Source organism: Pseudomonas sp. C2.3V (assembly GCF_058536325.1).
In genome coordinates, this window is sequence record NZ_JBZUBN010000001.1 from 4,179,212 (window position 1) to 4,196,370 (window position 17,159).

Consider the following 17,159-nt stretch of genomic DNA (forward strand, 5'->3'; position numbering starts at 1 on the left):
TAAAGTGGAATTAGAAAATACGGAGCATCAGGTCAATAATTACAATCATATTAATAAAATAAAAAACATATTTACTTGGAAAGTCAAATCAATACCTGCCCCACCAAGTGCTGTATTAAAGGTAAGAATCATATTCACTATTTTATTCTTACTATTCTTTGGCGGAATATATATGCTTTCCAAACCCACCTCTGCAGATAGTATATTTGCATTGTATTTGCTGTGTTTTTTAATATTTGTCTTAAAAGTTGTGCTTGGACAGAAAAATATTTATCACTACCGGCTCACAACCGAGGGAGCTGAGGTAAGCTATTACTTGGACTTCCCCAAAGCCGCAGGTATCTTCTTTAAATGGCTGTCCTATCTTTTCCTGCTTGTAGTATTCGCTATGCTAGCCTATGACTTCAGTCTGGCTCTGATACTCTCTGGCCCAGCAGGCATGGCTTTTTTTGGGGCTCGCTTCTTCCTTAGCTGGAAAAACACACCAACCCATAAACAAACATACTGGTCGAAGTATGATCTTCTTATACTTGACCAGAAAAGAAATATGGCTATTGCAAGCTATACCGATGAGCCTGAGGTCGGCTTTGAAATGTATCTGCCAAAAGACAAACCTGAAGATGTTATAAAGATTATAAAACAACGCTTACCCCAGGCTGAAGTTAGAGAATGCGACTGGATCTAGGTAAAATAAGCTAACAAATTAGGATAATTTATCTTATCCAAAATAGCTAAGGAAAGCATGGCAGAAGATAGTATGGAGCAACAAATTAATGAAAAAAGTTCTCCTCTATTAAGCGAGAAAGTCATAATAGATTGGAAAGTTAAAGCAATACCTGCTCCGCCAACTGCGACACTAAAGATAAGATTATTATTTACCGCTATAGTTATGATAGCGTTCGGTAGTTTATACATTTTCTCAGAACCGACATCTGCTGATGGTTGGTTTGCTGTGTATATATTACTTCTTATATTATTCTTCTTGAAATTTGTAATCGGCCAAAAGACTGTTTATCACTACAAACTTACAAGTGATGGCGCTGAAGTAAGCTACTACTTAGACTTTCCCAAAGCTGCAGGTATTTTCTTTAAGTGGCTGTCCTATCTTTTTCTGCTTGTAGTAGTCGCTATGCTAGTCTATGACTTCAGTCTGGCTCTGATACTCTCTGGCCCAGCGGGCATGGCTTTCTTCGGAGCTCGCTTTTTTCTCGCTTGGAAAAACACGCCTAAAACAGACGATACGCTCTGGAAAAATCACGATCTGATCATTCTTGATCGTAAAAGAAATATGGCTATAGCAAGCTATACGGATCACCCTTTATTTTGCTTTGAAATGTATCTACCAAAAGACAAACCTGAGGATGTTATAAAGATTATAAAACAACGCTTACCTCAGGCTAAAGTTAGAGAATGTGACTGGGTATAACTTCAAACATGGGATGTTTGAAGTTAACTCCTAAAACCTAGAGCGTTAAAAATTAAATCATGGCCCAGCAAACCGTTGAGCTGCGTAAGCGCCACACCTTGTTCTGGATTCCGATGCACTATTGGGCATTCCCGTTGGGGGTACTGGGATTTGCAATGCTGCTGGGCAATCTAGTCGCTTAATTGCATTCAAGTAAGGGTTCGCCAAGCCTTAGCGAATCCTTACTGCGAGCAGCATCAATAGGTTTATAGACTTGGGTCAATACAGTCCACAGCCTGCTCTCATAAGCTCATGGTTTTGAAGTCGCTATTCCATGAGCATCACACCTTTCTTCAAACCCGAACTCCTCTCCCCTGCCGGTACGCTCAAATCCATGCGTTACGCCTTTGCTTATGGTGCAGATGCCGTTTATGCAGGGCAGCCACGGTATAGCCTCCGGGTCAGAAATAATGAATTCGACCATGAGCACCTCGCGCTGGGTATTAATGAGGCACATGCGCAAGGCAAACGATTTTATGTGGTGGTGAACATTGCGCCGCATAACGCCAAGCTGAAGACGTTTCTGAAAGATATCGAGCCCGTCATTGCGATGGGCCCGGATGCGTTGATCATGTCAGATCCTGGCTTGATCATGCTGGTGCGTCAGGCATTTCCCCAGATGCCGATTCATCTGTCAGTACAAGCCAATGCGGTGAATTGGGCGAGCGTGAAGTTTTGGGAGAGCCAAGGCCTGTCGCGTGTGATTCTGTCCCGAGAACTGTCGCTGGAGGAGATTGAAGAAATCCGCCAACAGGTGCCGGGAATGGAGCTGGAAGTGTTCGTTCACGGTGCGCTGTGCATGGCTTATTCCGGACGCTGTCTGCTGTCCGGCTATATCAACCGGCGCGACCCTAATCAGGGCACCTGCACCAACGCCTGTCGCTGGGAGTACAAGGCTCATCCAGGGAAAGAGGATGCATTAGGCGCTATCGTCCAGCATCATGACCCTATTGTACTCAACGTACCGGAACCAACACTAGGCTCTGGTACGCCTACAGATGAGGTTTTCCTGCTGGAAGAAGCGGGTCGACCGGGTGAGCTGATGGAGGCCTATGAGGATGAGCATGGCACTTACATCATGAATTCCAAGGACTTGCGAGCCGTTCACCATGTCGAGCGGTTGGCGAGGATGGGTGTGCACTCATTGAAAATCGAAGGCCGGACCAAGTCCCATTACTACGTGGCACGTACGGCGCAGGTCTATCGCAAGGCTATCGACGACGCAGTGGCGGGCCGCCCTTTCGATAAATCCTTGATGGATACCTTGGAGTCATTGGCTCACCGCGGTTACACCGAGGGTTTTCTGCGCCGCCATGTGCACGACGAGTATCAGAACTATAACCAGGGCTATTCGGTATCCGAGCGCCAGCAGTTCGTGGGTGAGTTGACCGGTGAACGTCGCAACGGACTGGCTGAAGTAATCGTAAAGAATCGCTTCGACTTGGGCGATTCTATCGAGGTCATGACGCCTAACGGCAATCTGAACCTTTCAGTCGAGGCGATGGAAAACGTGCGCGGTATCCACCTGGAAACCGCTCCGGGCAGTAGCCATACCGTCTACTTGGCGGTTCCGGAAGGTATCGATCTCGCCTATGGATTGTTGATGCGCAACTTGGAAGCAGGTACGACCACTCGAAACCCGCAATTTCGGTAAAAAAGCGGCTGGTTCGTGCATGAAGCTGACCAGCCGCCCATGCAGTCCAGCGCGCGAGTCGTTACAATGTGCTCATGCATGATGACCTCTCTCTCCTCCTGAATTCCCTGAATGCCGCCCAGCGTGAAGCGGTGGCGGCGCCCCTTGGCCGACAGTTAGTGCTTGCGGGTGCCGGTTCCGGCAAAACCCGGGTGCTGGTGCACCGCATCGCCTGGTTGATCCAGGTCGAGCATGCGTCGCCCCACTCGCTCCTGGCGGTGACCTTTACTAACAAAGCCGCTGCCGAAATGCGCCATCGGATCGAGCAGCTCTTGAACATGAATCCGCAAGGCATGTGGGTCGGCACGTTCCACGGGCTTGCCCATCGTCTGCTCAGAGCTCATTGGCAGGAAGCCAAGTTGTCCCAGAACTTTCAGATTCTGGACAGCGACGATCAGCAGCGGCTAGTCAAGCGGGTCATTCGGGATCTGGGGCTGGATGAGCAGCGCTGGCCGGCACGGCAGGCGCAGTGGTTCATCAACGGCCAGAAAGACGAAGGCTTACGTCCGCAGCATATCCAGGCCAGTGGCGATCTGTTCCTGGCCACCATGCGCAGCATCTACGAGGCGTATGAAGCGGCGTGTGCTCGTGCCGGCGTCATCGACTTTTCCGAGTTGCTGCTCCGTGCCTTGGAGCTGTGGCGCGATAATCCGGACTTGCTTGCCCATTACCAGCGCCGTTTCCGCCATGTGCTGGTAGATGAATTCCAGGATACCAATGCCGTGCAGTACGCATGGCTCAAGCTGCTCGCCCAGGGCGGAGAGAGCCTGATGGTAGTGGGTGATGACGACCAGTCCATCTACGGTTGGCGTGGCGCGCGTATCGAGAATATCCAGCAGTTCAACCAGGACTTCTCTGCCGCCATTATTCGTCTGGAGCAGAATTACCGTTCCACCAGCACGATTTTGCAGGCAGCCAATGGCCTGATCGCCAATAACAGCGATCGGCTCGGCAAAGAGCTGTGGACGGATACAGGTGAAGGCGAAGCCATTACTTTGTACGCGGGCTTCAACGAGCACGATGAGGCCCGCTACATCGTCGAAACTATCGAAAGCGAATCGAAGAAGGGTCTCTCGCTAAGCGAAATGGCCATTCTGTACCGCTCCAACGCCCAGTCACGGGTATTGGAAGAAGCGTTGCTGAGGGAAAAAATTCCCTATCGCATCTATGGCGGCCAACGCTTCTTTGAACGCGCCGAAATTAAGAATGCGATGGCGTATTTGCGCCTGATTTGTCATCGCCATGACGATGCGGCGCTGGAGCGTGTCATCAACGTCCCGCCCCGCGGCATTGGTGAAAAGACGGTCGAGATCCTGCGTAACACTGCACGCACAAACGGCTACTCCATGTGGCAGGCGCTGCATGATGCGGTCGGTACCAAGTCGGTATCCGGTCGGGCGGCGTCCAGTCTGAATGCCTTTGTCGAGTTGATCGATGAACTGGGGCTCAGGTCTGAAGATGTCCCGCTGCATACGCTGACTCAGATCGTGATCGAGCAGACAGGGCTTGTGGCCTATCACAAGGCTGAAAAGGGCGAGAAAGGTCAGGCACGGGTCGAAAACCTTGAGGAGTTGATCAGCGCCGCGAAGTCCTTTGATTTCAGTGGTGACGATGATCGTTCTCCTCTGGCTAACTTCCTTGACCATGCGGCCTTGGAATCTGGGGATAATCAGGCAGACAGCCATGAAGACTGTGTACAGCTCATGACGCTGCACAGTGCGAAGGGTCTGGAGTTTCCGTTGGTCTTCTTGGCTGGTATGGAAGAAGGCCTGTTCCCTCACAAGATGAGCCTGGAAGAGTCCGGCCGCTTGGAGGAGGAACGCCGCTTGGCCTATGTGGGAATTACCCGGGCCATGAAACGTCTGGTGATGACCTATGCGGAAACGCGCCGGCTTCATGGAACCGAGACCTATAACAAGCTCTCGCGCTTTATCCGCGAGGTGCCACCAAACCTGATTCAGGAAGTCCGCCTGTCCAATTCGGTCAAACAGCCATTTGGCGTAGGTCGACCTAATCCGTTTGCGGGTGCCGCCATTCCGGATACAACGTTTGCGTTGGGCCAACGAGTCAATCACGCCTTGTTTGGCGAAGGGGTCATTCTGAATTACGAGGGCTCCGGTCCACATGCACGTGTTCAGGTGAATTTCGACGCCGAAGGCAGCAAGTGGTTAATGGTGAGTTACGCCAAGCTGGAACCGGTTTAACATACGATCCAGGGCGGCCTTCGCCGCCCTGTCTGTTTGAAGAAGGACATTGCGTGGCGTCTTCCTGGCTCTTCTGGGCATTGCTGTCAGCCGTTTTTGCGGCGCTCACAGCCATTTTTGGCAAAATTGGCGTTGCCCAGGTCAATTCGGACTTTGCTACCTTGTTGCGGACTGGAGTAGTGCTCCTGTCGCTTGTGCTGATCGTTTATGCGACCCGCCAGTATCAGCCCTTAAGCTCGATTTCGCCAAAGAGCTATCTCTTTCTTGTGTTATCTGGATTGGCTACCGGTGCCTCCTGGATCTGTTATTTCCGAGCCTTGAAGATGGGTAACGCTTCGCTGGTAGCGCCAGTAGACAAGCTGAGCGTAGTGCTCGTGGCCCTATTCGGTGTACTGCTGCTAGGCGAAAAGCTGACGCTGCGCCAATGGTGCGGCATTGGCGCAATCGGTTTTGGCGTGGTGCTGTTGGCGCTGAAACCCTAGGGTTGAAGGCGCAAGGAAAGGCTTGTCAAACGGTGGGAGATTGCCGAAGCATGCAAGACAAGCCTATTCCCTGCATAGAGGTGCTCAGGCGCCCTACTCACCGAGCCCCGCCACGACTGCTTCTGTCAGGCATTTACAGGCCGGTATCCTTGTAAAGCGATAGCTACCATCCCTTGCATCACAACACTCCACTCCCGTAGCCCAAGATGCAAATGGTTTGGACAGCATACCGTCTCAAGATAGTAATGAAATGATAGCGCTCAGCCATCAATTTCAGATCTGTGCTTTTAGCCACAGCCGATGTTTAGAAAACACCCTAATTGAGTACGCGCTAACGCTTTTTTGGAGCTGACCAGTGGTTTGAAATATTGCGCATAAAGCAATAGTCCAACAGCAAACGATAAGGCTTGAGTAAACCATGCAAAAAGCCGAAACAATTAGCGCTAGCCCTTACGCAATGTCCGGCGCAAGATGGACATCAACGTAGTTCACGATAAGAGATCTTACGATGCAACGCATAATGAGTTTTTTCATGATCATCTGCCTGGGCCTGACCCTGAGCCTTGATGCCAATGCCAAGCGCATGGGTGGAGGCAAGTCGGCTGGTGCAGCTCCCATTCACCAGACACGCCAGGCGGCACCGCCTCAACAGCAACCGGGCGCAGCGGCAGCCGCACCGGGTCGTCAGGCGCCAGCCGCTAGCGGTGCTTCTCGCTGGCTGGGTCCGTTAGCCGGTCTTGCTGCTGGTGGCTTATTGGCTTCCATGTTCATGGGCGACGGTTTCGAAGGCTTCCAGTTCTTCGACTTCCTGATCATGGCCCTGATAGCGTTTGTTCTGTTCAAGCTATTCACGCGCCGCCGTCAGCAGCAACATCAGCAACATCAGCAACATCAGCAGCATCAGCCCGCTCCGGCAGGCCACGCGCCGATGTATCGTGAAGCGCCTGTACAGCAGCCTGGCGGATTCGGTCAGGGTGGTGCCGCGCCAGTCATGAATGCGCCTGCCTGGTTTGATGCAGAGCGTTTCGTTGCAGCTGGCCGTGAGCACTTCATGTCTCTGCAGCAGCACTGGGATGCCAACGAGATGGACAAGATCGCCGAGTTCGTGACGCCTCAGATGCTCCAGTGGCTGAAAGATGAGCGTGCCAGCTTGGGTGAAGGCTTCCAGTCCACCTACATCGAGAACTTGCAGGCCGAGCTGGATGGCGTGGAAGAGCTGGAAGGTAAGACCATCGCTACCATCACGTTCTCTGGCTTGTCGAAAGAGTCTCGCTTCGACCAGGGTCAGAATTTCAGCGAAAGCTGGCGTATGGAGCGCCTGGCAGGTAGCAACCAGCCCTGGCTGCTGGCCGGTATCCGTCAGAACTCTTGATCGCTCTGTGTTTCAGAAAAGCCCGGTCATGCCGGGCTTTTTCATTTCTACCGTTTGTCGCGCTGCTCGTACAGGTAGCGCATTCTCGATGGCACCTTTTCCATCTTTTATATTCTTGACTAGGGTATAACACGCACCCCTGCATTAGAGGATGTATTGATGGAAGACGTGATTGAAAGGCTGCGCGAAGAGAACGAGCCTGTTCCGGTACCGCTCGAGCTGCCCGATGAGGACCTGTTGGTCGAAATCGAAGAAGAACTGTTGATCAGCCTTCCGCCCGAGTTTCGCGAGTTTCTTCTCACCGTCAGCGATGTGGTATACGGCAAGCTCGAGCCCGTAACGGTGACCGATCCGCAGTCCCATACCTACCTTCCTGAAGTGGCCGCTACAGCCTGGTCGGAAGGTCTACCTCGCGATCTGATACCCATTTGTGAGGACGGTGACGGCTACTACGCCGTCAGTCAGGAAGGCGAGGTTCTGCTCTGGACGGATGGTGAGCTGGACGATGACACCTGGGATTCCGTCTGGATCTGGGCACGGGATGTCTGGCTGGAAAGCTGATCATTGATCAGCTCTATAGCGTTAGCCTGCCGCTATTGGCAGGCTTTACGAGACGCTTATAGCGGATTGCACGAGAATGGCAGGCCAGACGCTGAACGTAAGCGGCTGCGCAAGGTCTGGATATAGCTATCTTTTCCGCTAGAAGGTAATCCCTGGATGAGCACTCCTGTCGTTCTGATCACTGGTGCCGCTGGCGGGCTCGGTCGAGCACTGGCCCAGCGTTTTTCACAGAGTCACTGGCGCGTTGCAGCGGCAGATCTGGACAAGGATGGCCTGCATGATCTCAATGGCAATGTTCCCCTGGATTCGAGCGTCGTAGCTGATCTACGGACGGCCGAAGGCTGTCGTAACCTCATCAGCAAGGTCATGGCGCGTACCGGCCGCCTCGATGCTCTGATCAATGCGGCAGGTGTCTGGCGCGAAGGCCCTGTCGAGACGTTCAGCGAAGAGGATTATGACCTCGTCATGTCGGTCAACCTCAAGTCGACCTTCTTCATGTGCTCCGCTGCCATCCCGTTTCTCAAGGAAACCCGCGGAACGATCATCAATATTTCGAGCGGTGCGGGTCGCCAACCTGTCTCGGGTGCTGCCGCCTATGGCGCTGCTAAAGCTGCTATTCGTTTCTTCAGCCAGAACCTCGCCATTGAGCTGGCCAAGGACGGTGTGCGGGTCAATGCTGTCTCCCCAGGCGATATCGATACGCCCATGCTGGATTTTCAGGCGGCCCATTATGGCCAGGGCGATCCTACCGGCTACCGGCGCAACTTGCTCAATCGGTATCCGCAAGGTGATCAGGCCCGCTTTATCCAGCCTGAAGAAGTCGCTGAACTGGTGTACTTCCTATGCCAGCCGCAGGCCTCTGCTATCTCGGGGGCAGACATGCCTATCGATAGGGGCTTGTCAGCGGGTCGCTCATAAGACGGATATAGCTAACGCACGAATCCTATGGCAAATCGCCATAACATTGCATACTGACGCCGCCGGAATTACCGGTGATTTGAGGATATGACGAGGCCTATATGGAAGCCGGTAATCACCAGCTCAGTATGACCATTCTGATGACGCCCGATTTGGCGAACTTCTCTGGCAAGGTGCATGGTGGCGCCTTGCTTAAACACTTGGATGAAGTGGCCTATGCCTGCGCCAGCCGTTATGCAGGCCGTTATGTGGTGACACTGTCGGTTGATCAGGTGATCTTTCGCGAACCGGTCAACGTAGGTGAATTGGTTACGTTTTTGGCATCGGTGAACTACACCGGAACGACGTCTATGGAGGTCGGTGTAAAGGTCATTACGGAAAACATTCAACAGCGCTCGGTACGCCATACCAACAGCTGCTTCTTCACGATGGTTGCATTGGGTGACGACGGCAAGCCCTGCCCCGTTCCTCAACTGGAACCCAAGACGTTCGACGAGAAACGCCGCTGCATACAGGCACAGCAACGCCGGCAAATTCGCCGAGAGTTGCAAGAGCGGTATCAGGCGATCAAGGAAGACGTACTTCCTTCATCTGGCTGATCAGGGCCTAAACAAAAACGCCGCGATTATCCGCGGCGTTTTTATTGAAGCCTGTCGGCCGTTAGCGGCGTTGCAGCTTGAAGATAAATACCTTGGTAGCCTTGCGCGGTACGATTTGTCCACCTGATACGCGAGGAGCAAAGCGCCAGCTGCTCAACGCATCGAGCACGGAGCGCTCGAACATCTTGTTGGACGACTCCAGCACTTCCACATCAGTAATACGGCCATCTGCGGTTACGGTAAATAGCACTTTGACCTCCCCGCTTAATCCGCGACGACGCAGCACATCAGGATATTTGGGTTGATCCATCTTCAAAGGACGGATATCGCTGTCGTCGATGCTCCCAGTAGGGAGGCCTGCAGGACCTGCAGAAGCGGCGGTCTTGGCGCCAGGCGTGGCCACGGGTGCCTGAACAGGTGCGCTTGGTGCAGCCGCAGGCGTAGGAGCACTTGCTGCCGGTGCAGCAGGCGCAGGGGCTGGCTCAGGCTCTGCTTTGGGCTCAGGCTTCTTTTTGACCGGTAGCGGTTTTTGCTGGGTGTGCTCAACCGGCTTGAGTTTCGGCTTTGGCTTGGGCTTTTCGACTACCGGTTTGGGTGGTTCGACGGGCTTGGGCGGTTCAACCGGCTTAGGAGGCTCCGGCTTAGGCGGTTCGGGCTCTGGTGGGGCCGGAGGTGTAGGCGCTGCTGCCGGAGGCTCCGGGGCAGGCTCCTTTTTGGGCAGCTGGATAAAGCTGACCTTCAGCTCGCTTGGGCTATCACCCTTGCTGATTTTGAGTTCGGGCGGAGTCTGTACGACAAAAAACAATGCAGCCGCCAGCGCCGCGTGCATAACAAAGGAAGTCCCCGAGGCCAGCCACCAACGACGAGGAGGCGTTGTTTCGGTTGTCGGCTCGGCGTTGCCGACGTTCTCCTCCAGCGGAGGCACCTCATCGCTTCGTGAATACCCTTGCAGCGAAATGATCTCTGCGCCTGGATCCGTACGGCTGGCATTTACACCATCAACAGGCTCAACCTCACTGCGCACGACATACAGACGTACTCCTTCAGCCGATTCAGCAGGGTGCTCAGGCTGCAGCGAAGGGTCTTGCTCAGACGATTTTGATCTCGCCGGCAACGTCAACGACATAGGAATGATCCACAAAGGCGGTCAGATTTAATAATCATTATCATTAAGATAACGAATTTATCAACTTTTAGCGACAACAGGATTCCTATTGCATGTAATTCATCAAATCTGACTCTAGGGCGGCCGCATCTACGACCGTTTCGAAGATCAATTCTATCCGGCTATCCTTGCGCCACTCACTGATCCGCCATTCACCTTGTCCACTGGCTTGATTGAAGCTCCACCACTGCCCATCTGCATGCAGAATGGCTTTTGCCCTGAGCAGTGCAGGTAATGCGCCCAGCCATGTCTGAACTGCTTGGCGGTTGAATTGGCTGCTATGGTGAAACCGCCACCCTATGGCGAAGCGCCCTTCAGCCTCATGAATTTGCCTTAAGGGCTGTCCAGGTAACAGCAGCGAAGGTAATGGTCCCTGCTGACCAGGGGGAGGCACTGGGAGTGAATCGGGAGCACGTTGGCCAGCTATACAAGCGCTTCCGGGCAAAAGATTAAAAGGCAGCCTTCCCTGCTGGGTCCATTGCCACTGGATGTCGGGCAAGGAGGCTAGAAGCGCCTGTCGGCTTCTGTCATTCAACAACTCAGACTTGTTGAGTACCAACAGCCCAACCCCGGGTAACGCCTCACGTTGAGCATCAGGCAGCTGTTCCCCGCTCGCCAAGCGGTGAGCATCAACCACCATGACTGCCGGTTGAATCGCCAGTACGCCCTGCCAGGTACCTTCGGCGAGCTGCTTGAGCAATGTAGCCGGATGCCCCAGCCCTGACGGCTCAATGAAAAGGCGCTGGGGCTGAGCCCTGCGCAACAACTGCACCAGGGCTACCTGCAATGGCGCACCGTTGACGCAGCACAGGCATCCTCCCGGCAATTCAGTCAATGAGATACCGGCATCCGTGGTATGCAACAACGCAGCATCAAGCCCTATCTGACCGAACTCGTTAACCAGTACTGCCCACCGCTCGTGTTGAGGACGCTGCGTCAGCAAATGCCGGATGAGGCTGGTCTTGCCTGCCCCCAAAGGTCCTGTTATCACGTGGGTAGATATATGCTTGAGCATGTTTATGTCTCGATTCGGTCAGTGGTAGAGTCGCCGATTTAAGCCGGTTACCTCTATGTATCGCCTATTTGCCTGCCTAGCCTTCCTCGCTCCGCTCTATGTGCAGGCCGAAGCGTGCCTGGTCCACAGCAAGGGTAAAGGCGTCGATGTGAAAGTCTGCCAGCAGAATCGCTCGATTCCAGCGAATCTATTTCATGATGGGTTTTGTAAGCCTCAACTGGCAGAACAGAACGTTGAGGTTACCTTTGTTGAACAATGCCCTACCGGCGGATTCGGTATCTGCCAGAACGCCCAGGTACAAGGCATGCCGTACAGACAGGACATCCATTATTACGGTATTGCTACGGATGCACGCTTCTTGAAGCCGTTCTGTGAACAGCAGAGCCAGGGCACGTGGTTGGACACATCCAAGCGGACTGAATGATGACAGGCTCTGATGCCTCTATGGATCATCCTACTGATGGCAAAGGCTACTGGCACAAGGCAAATAGGTTATAAGATAACAACCTAATCTGTTTGATGGTTTTCTATCTTATGAAAAGACCACCAGCCTGGTCTCTACTACTTGCCCCTTCCTTGCTGTGCTCATCTTTTGCATTTGCCGATGGCTTACCTGTGAATTGTATGAGTACGGGGCAAATAGTCAGCTGCGAAGACCTTGCAGGCAGTCACTATCATGTATCGGTTGTGGATAAACATATTTTTATCCAAGGATACGATGCTGCAACCCAGCGCACCTGGACGCAAACCCAGGCACACTATGGTCGAATCAGTTTCTTGATGGGTTACGCCTCGGATGGCGAGATCTGGTCCGGCTTTACACGGGCCATTGGTTGGACTTCACGTGGACGCGTCTCCAGCTCGTCTGCAGGTCGACAAACACTTTTATGCGGCCGTATTGGTGGCTGCACGTCCAACCCATAAAAAAAGCCCCGTTTAACGGGGCTTTGCTGAATACATTATTCAACCGTTACCGACTTGGCTAGATTGCGAGGCTGATCTACATCAGTCCCTTTCAATATAGCGACGTGATAAGACAGCAATTGCAGCGGTATGGTATAGAGGATTGGCGCCAGCACATCATGAATGCTGGGCATCCCGATCAGGTGGGTGCCTTCCCCGTTGGTAAGACCAGCTTCTGCATCCGCGAAGACAACCAGCTGACCGCCTCGAGCGCGTACTTCCTGAAGGTTGGATTTCAGCTTTTCCAACAACTCATTATTGGGCGCTACCGTAACCACAGGCATGTCGGTGTCCACCAGCGCCAGCGGGCCGTGCTTGAGCTCACCCGCCGGATAAGCCTCGGCATGAATATAGGAAATCTCCTTGAGCTTGAGCGCGCCTTCCATTGCCACCGGATATTGAGCTCCACGGCCGAGGAACAAAGTATGGTGCTTCTCTGCAAATAGCTCGGAAATCTTCTCTACGCGCTTATCCATGGCAAGCGCTTCATCAAGACGCGCGGGTAAACGGCGAAGCTCTTCCACCAATTCAGCCTCAACGCCAGCCTCAAGACGGTTTTGAACACGGCCTAACGACAGCGTAAGCAGCAGCAGCGCAACCAGCTGAGTCGTGAACGCCTTGGTAGAAGCAACCCCGATCTCAGGGCCAGCCTGTGTCAGTAAGGTCAGGTCCGACTCACGTACCAGCGAGCTGGTCGCGACGTTACAAATTGCAAGACTGCCCAAATAGCCCAGCGGCTTGGCATTTCTAAGCGCAGCCAAGGTATCCGCTGTCTCCCCTGATTGGGAAATGGTCACAAACAGCGTGTCAGCCTGTACCGCTACACGCCGATAGCGGAACTCACTTGCCACTTCGACTTGGCAAGGGATACCCGTAAGCCCTTCCAGCCAATAGCGCGCCACCATACCGGCATGAAAACTTGTGCCGCAGGCAACGATCTGAATATTCCTGACACGCCCAAACAGGTCTGTTGCCTGAGGACCGAATGCCTCGGTCACCACATGATCAAGACCCAACCGCCCTTCCAGGGTGCGTTGAACCACAGCAGGCTGCTCATGAATCTCTTTGAGCATGAAGTGGCGGAACGAACCTTTGTCAGCGGCTTCGGCCCCTTCGGTAAACTGAACAACTTCACGTGTTACCGGTTCACCGTCCACCGACCACAGCGAGACGCCATTCAGACGAATCTCTGCAATGTCGCCTTCTTCCAAGTAGATAAAGCGATCCGTTACCTGCCGGAGCGCCAACTGGTCCGACGCCAGGTAGTTTTCTCCAATACCCAGGCCGATCACCAGGGGGCTGCCGCTTCTGGCAGCGACCAGACGATCAGGCTGATCGATATTCATGACCGCTACACCGTAAGCACCATGCAGCTCTTTCACCGCTGCCTTCAGCGCATGCGTGATATCACCGGTTTCCTTCAGCTTGTGATGCAGAAGATGAACGATGACTTCGGTATCGGTCTGGGAGGTAAAGACATAACCGAGCCCCTTTAACCACTCGCGCAGGGGTTCATGGTTTTCAATGATCCCATTGTGGACCACTGCAATCTGACCATGGGAGAAATGAGGATGGGCATTCGCTTCAGTTGGCGCACCATGCGTGGCCCAGCGGGTATGGGCAATACCGAGGCGACCTGTCAGGCCTTCACTCTTAAGCGCGCTAGCCAGCTCGCTGACCTTGCCGGGGCGACGAATGCGCTCAAGGGTCTGCTGCGCCGTCAGTACGGCAAGACCTGCGCTGTCATACCCACGGTATTCAAGGCGCTTGAGCCCTTCAACGAGGATAGCGGTGATATTACGCTCAGCAATGGCGCCTACGATGCCACACATGGAAAACTCCTAAACAAGCGATGCATATGAATGCTTTGTTCAAATTTTAAAGAGTGGCTGTGGATATTTGATGGAGATCATTTATCCACAGCCACACAAATGACAGTAATGCCCCGTTGTTCCAATTGGTGTCTGGCTTCATCAGGGAAACGCCCATCAGTCACAAGCGTGTGAATGTTCGACCAGGGCAGTTCCAGGTTGGGAATACGTCGACCAACCTTGTCCCCTTCTGCCATAACGATGACTTCTCGGGCCACTTCAGCCATTACACGTGACAAGCCCAATAATTCATTGAACGTTGTCGTGCCCCGTTCAAGATCCAATCCATCAGCACCAATGAATAGCTGATCGAAGTCGTAAGAGCGCAAGACCTGCTCAGCCACTTGCCCTTGAAAGGATTCCGAATGAGGGTCCCAGGTCCCGCCAGTCATTAACAAAACCGGCTCATGCTCAAGTTCACGCAAGGCATTGGCGATATGAAGCGAGTTGGTCATCACAACCAGACCTGCTTTGTTTTCCAATTCGGGAATAAGCGCAGCGGTCGTGCTGCCACTATCAATAATGACCCGGGCATGTTCGCGGATACGTGAAGAGGCAGCCCGTGCAATGGCCTGCTTATACGGTGATGGCGCTTGAGCAAGATCGCTCAGAAGCTCATGGGGAATCGAAACGGCGCCACCGTATCGGCGTAGTAAGAGACCATTCTTTTCGAGCGCAGCCAAATCCTTTCGAATCGTAACTTCTGAGGTGGCAAACAGTTTGGTCAACTCATCAACTGTCACCTCACCCTGTTCATTCAAACGGGCAAGGATGTCGTGGCGACGTTGTGGAGTGTTGCGCTTGGCCATAAGTTTCGATTCGAAATTTATATACTTCGAATCAAAACCCTTAACGGAAAAAAAGTCAACCCAGAATGAAAAAGGCTGTGAGTATTTCACAGCCTTTTGGGTTACTTCTTCTTGATAGGACGTTGCCAATCAGGCTTGTTAACCTGTCTTGCCCTACCCAGTGCCAGCGTCTGTGCAGGCACGTTTTCCGTAATGGTAGAACCTGCAGCCGTGGTTGCTCCATCGCCTAACGTGACTGGTGCTACCAACGAACTGTTGGAGCCAATGAAGACGTCATCGCCAATCTCGGTTCTATACTTGTTGGCACCATCATAGTTGCAGGTAATGGTGCCGGCGCCTACGTTACAGTTCTTTCCTAGGACAGCATCACCCAGATAAGACAGATGCCCCGCCTTGCTGCCTTCATTAAGATGAGCGTTTTTCAACTCGACGAAATTGCCCACATGAACTCTGGCTTCCAGAACAGAACCGGGACGTAGCCGAGCAAAGGGACCTACATCGGCACCCTCACCCACTACTGCGCCATCCAGATGACTGTTGGCCTTGATAACCGCCCCGCGTTTCAACGTGCTGTTGTGGATAACACAGTTGGGCCCAATTTCGACGTTGTCTTCGATAACCACCGTGCCACTCAGAATAACATTGATATCAATAGTGACATCACGGCCAGTCTGGACCTGCCCACGCAGATCAAAGCGTGTCGGATCCAGTAGTGTTACACCTTGCGTCATGAGCGCTTGCGCAGCGCGCCATTGATAGTGTCGCTCAAGATCAGCCAACTGCTTTCTGTCATTGGCTCCCTGAACCTCCATGGCATCGTCTGGCTCAGCCGTTGCAACGCGCAAGCCATCGGATACGGCCATTGCGATGACATCCGTCAGGTAATACTCCCCTTGTGCATTGCTGTTGGAAAGTCTACCGAGCCACTCTCCCAATCGCTCGCCCGGAACGGCCAGAATACCGGTATTACCTTCGCGGATTGCCTTCTGCGTTGCATCGGCATCCTTATGCTCAACAATTGCATACACCTCACCGCGGTTATCCCGAAGGATACGTCCATAACCCGTGGGATCTGCCAGTTCTACAGTCAACAATGCCAGCTGCTGAGCGCTAACCTGCTCTAGCAGACGCTCAAGCGTAGACTTCTCAATCAGCGGAACATCGCCATATAGGATCAGTACCCGCTCCGCCGACAGATGGGGAAGCGCCTGGGCGACAGCATGGCCTGTACCCAACTGCTCCTGCTGGACGACGAAGTTGAGGTCATCTGCTGCCAGACGCTGCTTGACGGTTTCGGCTCCATGGCCGATCACTACATGGATCCTTTGCGGAGTCAGTTCGCGGGCGCGATCGATCACGTGTCCCAGCATGGCCTTCCCGGCAATCGGATGAAGAACCTTGGGCAGAGCGGAGCGCATACGGGTGCCTTGCCCCGCAGCAAGAATGACAATTTCAAGGGACATGTTTACGCCTCGATAGGGCCGTTAAGCCGTTAGACACGGATAAAGAGTCTCAGAAGAGAAACGGGCTCAGCAAGTGCTCACGGCCAGAAATGAAAAGGGGTAGCCGAAGCTACCCCTTTCATATACCCGAAGCGTATTGCTTCAGCGCTTGGCCTTGTTGCGTAGCTGCTGAATGGTACGCAGCTGAGCTGCGGCTTCAGCCAACTGTGCAGAGGCAGCGCTGTAATCGAAGTTCGAGCCTTTCTCGCTCAGCGTCTTCTCAGCCAGCTTCATGGCTTCCTGAGCAGCCGCTTCATCAAGATCGCTCGCCCGGCTGGCAATATCTGCCAACACTTCGACGACATTCGGCTGGACTTCGAGGAAACCACCAGAGATATAAAACACCTCTTCCTCGCCGCCCTGCTTGATCAGGCGAATCGGGCCAGGCATGAGATCAGTCAACAGCGGAGCATGGCCGGGAGAAATACCCAGATCCCCCAGGTTACCGTGGGCGATCACCATCTCCACCGCTCCGGAGAAGATGGCTCCTTCCGCGCTGACGATATCGCATTGGACTGTCTTGGCCATATGCATGCCTCG

The 17,159-nt window shown here is 53.3% G+C and carries 18 protein-coding genes; 12 read left to right on the top strand and 6 right to left on the bottom strand.

Annotated elements, in window-relative coordinates:
• Positions 1 to 4 precede the first annotated feature (4 nt).
• The 10 genes from AC4LF3_RS19665 to AC4LF3_RS19710 all read left to right on the top strand — a co-directional run bounded on the left by AC4LF3_RS19665 (position 5) and on the right by AC4LF3_RS19710 (position 9,294).
• The gene (locus tag AC4LF3_RS19665; protein WP_491836215.1) at positions 5 to 685 is read left to right on the top strand and encodes a hypothetical protein; all 681 of its coding nucleotides are present in this window, start codon (positions 5 to 7) and stop codon (positions 683 to 685) included.
• A gap of 57 nt (positions 686 to 742) precedes the next feature.
• A complete protein-coding gene (locus AC4LF3_RS19670) occupies positions 743 to 1,426 on the top strand; it encodes a hypothetical protein (RefSeq protein WP_491836216.1) in 684 nt (227 codons plus the stop codon).
• 59 nt (positions 1,427 to 1,485) lie between these two features.
• Positions 1,486 to 1,608, top strand: coding sequence for a hypothetical protein (locus AC4LF3_RS19675; protein WP_491836217.1), 123 nt, complete (start codon positions 1,486 to 1,488; stop codon positions 1,606 to 1,608).
• Positions 1,609 to 1,739: 131 nt separating this feature from the next.
• On the top strand, positions 1,740 to 3,119 hold the full coding sequence (trhP, locus tag AC4LF3_RS19680) for a prephenate-dependent tRNA uridine(34) hydroxylase TrhP (protein WP_491836218.1): 1,380 nt from the start codon (positions 1,740 to 1,742) through the stop codon (positions 3,117 to 3,119).
• Between the two features lie 74 nt (positions 3,120 to 3,193).
• Positions 3,194 to 5,362, top strand: a complete 2,169-nt coding sequence (uvrD, locus tag AC4LF3_RS19685) for a DNA helicase II (protein ID WP_019366458.1) — start codon at positions 3,194 to 3,196, stop codon at positions 5,360 to 5,362.
• 53 nt (positions 5,363 to 5,415) lie between these two features.
• Positions 5,416 to 5,844, top strand: coding sequence for an EamA family transporter (locus AC4LF3_RS19690; protein WP_122041228.1), 429 nt, complete (start codon positions 5,416 to 5,418; stop codon positions 5,842 to 5,844).
• A gap of 508 nt (positions 5,845 to 6,352) precedes the next feature.
• Entirely contained in the window at positions 6,353 to 7,216 is an 864-nt protein-coding gene (locus tag AC4LF3_RS19695; RefSeq protein ID WP_491836219.1) for a Tim44 domain-containing protein, read from the top strand.
• Positions 7,217 to 7,375: 159 nt separating this feature from the next.
• Positions 7,376 to 7,777 (top strand): SMI1/KNR4 family protein, encoded by a 402-nt coding sequence (locus tag AC4LF3_RS19700; RefSeq protein ID WP_010796318.1) that lies wholly within the window; start codon positions 7,376 to 7,378, stop codon positions 7,775 to 7,777.
• Between the two features lie 156 nt (positions 7,778 to 7,933).
• A complete protein-coding gene (locus AC4LF3_RS19705; protein WP_010796319.1) occupies positions 7,934 to 8,695 on the top strand; it encodes an SDR family NAD(P)-dependent oxidoreductase in 762 nt (253 codons plus the stop codon).
• Positions 8,696 to 8,796: 101 nt separating this feature from the next.
• On the top strand, positions 8,797 to 9,294 hold the full coding sequence (locus AC4LF3_RS19710; RefSeq protein ID WP_010796320.1) for an acyl-CoA thioesterase: 498 nt from the start codon (positions 8,797 to 8,799) through the stop codon (positions 9,292 to 9,294).
• A 61-nt stretch (positions 9,295 to 9,355) separates the two neighbouring features.
• Here the strand turns inward: AC4LF3_RS19710 and AC4LF3_RS19715 are convergent, their stop codons facing one another.
• Both AC4LF3_RS19715 and AC4LF3_RS19720 read right to left on the bottom strand, forming a co-directional pair.
• Entirely contained in the window at positions 9,356 to 10,420 is a 1,065-nt protein-coding gene (locus tag AC4LF3_RS19715) for an energy transducer TonB (RefSeq protein ID WP_491836220.1), read from the bottom strand.
• Positions 10,421 to 10,505: 85 nt separating this feature from the next.
• The gene (locus tag AC4LF3_RS19720) at positions 10,506 to 11,474 is read right to left on the bottom strand and encodes a CobW family GTP-binding protein (RefSeq protein ID WP_491836221.1); all 969 of its coding nucleotides are present in this window, start codon (positions 11,472 to 11,474) and stop codon (positions 10,506 to 10,508) included.
• Positions 11,475 to 11,529: 55 nt separating this feature from the next.
• On the opposite strand from AC4LF3_RS19720, the gene AC4LF3_RS19725 reads away from it, so the two are divergent.
• Both AC4LF3_RS19725 and AC4LF3_RS19730 read left to right on the top strand, forming a co-directional pair.
• Positions 11,530 to 11,898, top strand: coding sequence for an NADH:ubiquinone oxidoreductase (locus AC4LF3_RS19725; protein WP_286787341.1), 369 nt, complete (start codon positions 11,530 to 11,532; stop codon positions 11,896 to 11,898).
• A 263-nt stretch (positions 11,899 to 12,161) separates the two neighbouring features.
• Positions 12,162 to 12,398, top strand: a complete 237-nt coding sequence (locus AC4LF3_RS19730; protein WP_125888025.1) for a hypothetical protein — start codon at positions 12,162 to 12,164, stop codon at positions 12,396 to 12,398.
• A gap of 35 nt (positions 12,399 to 12,433) precedes the next feature.
• Here AC4LF3_RS19730 and glmS read toward each other — a convergent pair whose 3' ends face one another.
• From glmS to AC4LF3_RS19750, 4 genes are all read right to left on the bottom strand, one after another.
• On the bottom strand, positions 12,434 to 14,269 hold the full coding sequence (gene glmS / locus AC4LF3_RS19735) for a glutamine--fructose-6-phosphate transaminase (isomerizing) (RefSeq protein WP_150348385.1): 1,836 nt from the start codon (positions 14,267 to 14,269) through the stop codon (positions 12,434 to 12,436).
• Positions 14,270 to 14,346: 77 nt separating this feature from the next.
• Positions 14,347 to 15,117, bottom strand: coding sequence for a DeoR/GlpR family DNA-binding transcription regulator (locus tag AC4LF3_RS19740; RefSeq protein WP_010796325.1), 771 nt, complete (start codon positions 15,115 to 15,117; stop codon positions 14,347 to 14,349).
• Positions 15,118 to 15,218: 101 nt separating this feature from the next.
• Complete coding sequence (glmU, locus tag AC4LF3_RS19745; RefSeq protein WP_434154112.1) at positions 15,219 to 16,580, bottom strand: bifunctional UDP-N-acetylglucosamine diphosphorylase/glucosamine-1-phosphate N-acetyltransferase GlmU; 1,362 nt, start codon at positions 16,578 to 16,580, stop codon at positions 15,219 to 15,221.
• A gap of 141 nt (positions 16,581 to 16,721) precedes the next feature.
• On the bottom strand, positions 16,722 to 17,147 hold the full coding sequence (locus tag AC4LF3_RS19750) for a F0F1 ATP synthase subunit epsilon (RefSeq protein ID WP_010796327.1): 426 nt from the start codon (positions 17,145 to 17,147) through the stop codon (positions 16,722 to 16,724).
• Positions 17,148 to 17,159: the final 12 nt, after the last annotated feature.

Bases quoted from the DNA above. Each gene is read 5' to 3' on its own strand.
- AC4LF3_RS19700 (WP_010796318.1), top strand. From the start codon at position 7,376: ATGGAAGACGTGATTGAAAGGCTGCGCGAAGAGAACGAGCCTGTTCCG.
- AC4LF3_RS19710 (WP_010796320.1), top strand. From the start codon at position 8,797: ATGGAAGCCGGTAATCACCAGCTCAGTATGACCATTCTGATGACGCCC.
- AC4LF3_RS19750 (WP_010796327.1), bottom strand. From the start codon at position 17,147: ATGGCCAAGACAGTCCAATGCGATATCGTCAGCGCGGAAGGAGCCATC.
- AC4LF3_RS19725 (WP_286787341.1), top strand. From the start codon at position 11,530: ATGTATCGCCTATTTGCCTGCCTAGCCTTCCTCGCTCCGCTCTATGTG.
- AC4LF3_RS19670 (WP_491836216.1), top strand. From the start codon at position 743: ATGGCAGAAGATAGTATGGAGCAACAAATTAATGAAAAAAGTTCTCCT.
- glmU (WP_434154112.1), bottom strand. From the start codon at position 16,580: ATGTCCCTTGAAATTGTCATTCTTGCTGCGGGGCAAGGCACCCGTATG.
- AC4LF3_RS19705 (WP_010796319.1), top strand. From the start codon at position 7,934: ATGAGCACTCCTGTCGTTCTGATCACTGGTGCCGCTGGCGGGCTCGGT.
- trhP (WP_491836218.1), top strand. From the start codon at position 1,740: ATGAGCATCACACCTTTCTTCAAACCCGAACTCCTCTCCCCTGCCGGT.
- AC4LF3_RS19740 (WP_010796325.1), bottom strand. From the start codon at position 15,117: ATGGCCAAGCGCAACACTCCACAACGTCGCCACGACATCCTTGCCCGT.
- AC4LF3_RS19720 (WP_491836221.1), bottom strand. From the start codon at position 11,474: ATGCTCAAGCATATATCTACCCACGTGATAACAGGACCTTTGGGGGCA.
- uvrD (WP_019366458.1), top strand. From the start codon at position 3,194: ATGCATGATGACCTCTCTCTCCTCCTGAATTCCCTGAATGCCGCCCAG.
- glmS (WP_150348385.1), bottom strand. From the start codon at position 14,269: ATGTGTGGCATCGTAGGCGCCATTGCTGAGCGTAATATCACCGCTATC.
- AC4LF3_RS19675 (WP_491836217.1), top strand. From the start codon at position 1,486: ATGGCCCAGCAAACCGTTGAGCTGCGTAAGCGCCACACCTTGTTCTGG.
- AC4LF3_RS19715 (WP_491836220.1), bottom strand. From the start codon at position 10,420: ATGTCGTTGACGTTGCCGGCGAGATCAAAATCGTCTGAGCAAGACCCT.
- AC4LF3_RS19695 (WP_491836219.1), top strand. From the start codon at position 6,353: ATGCAACGCATAATGAGTTTTTTCATGATCATCTGCCTGGGCCTGACC.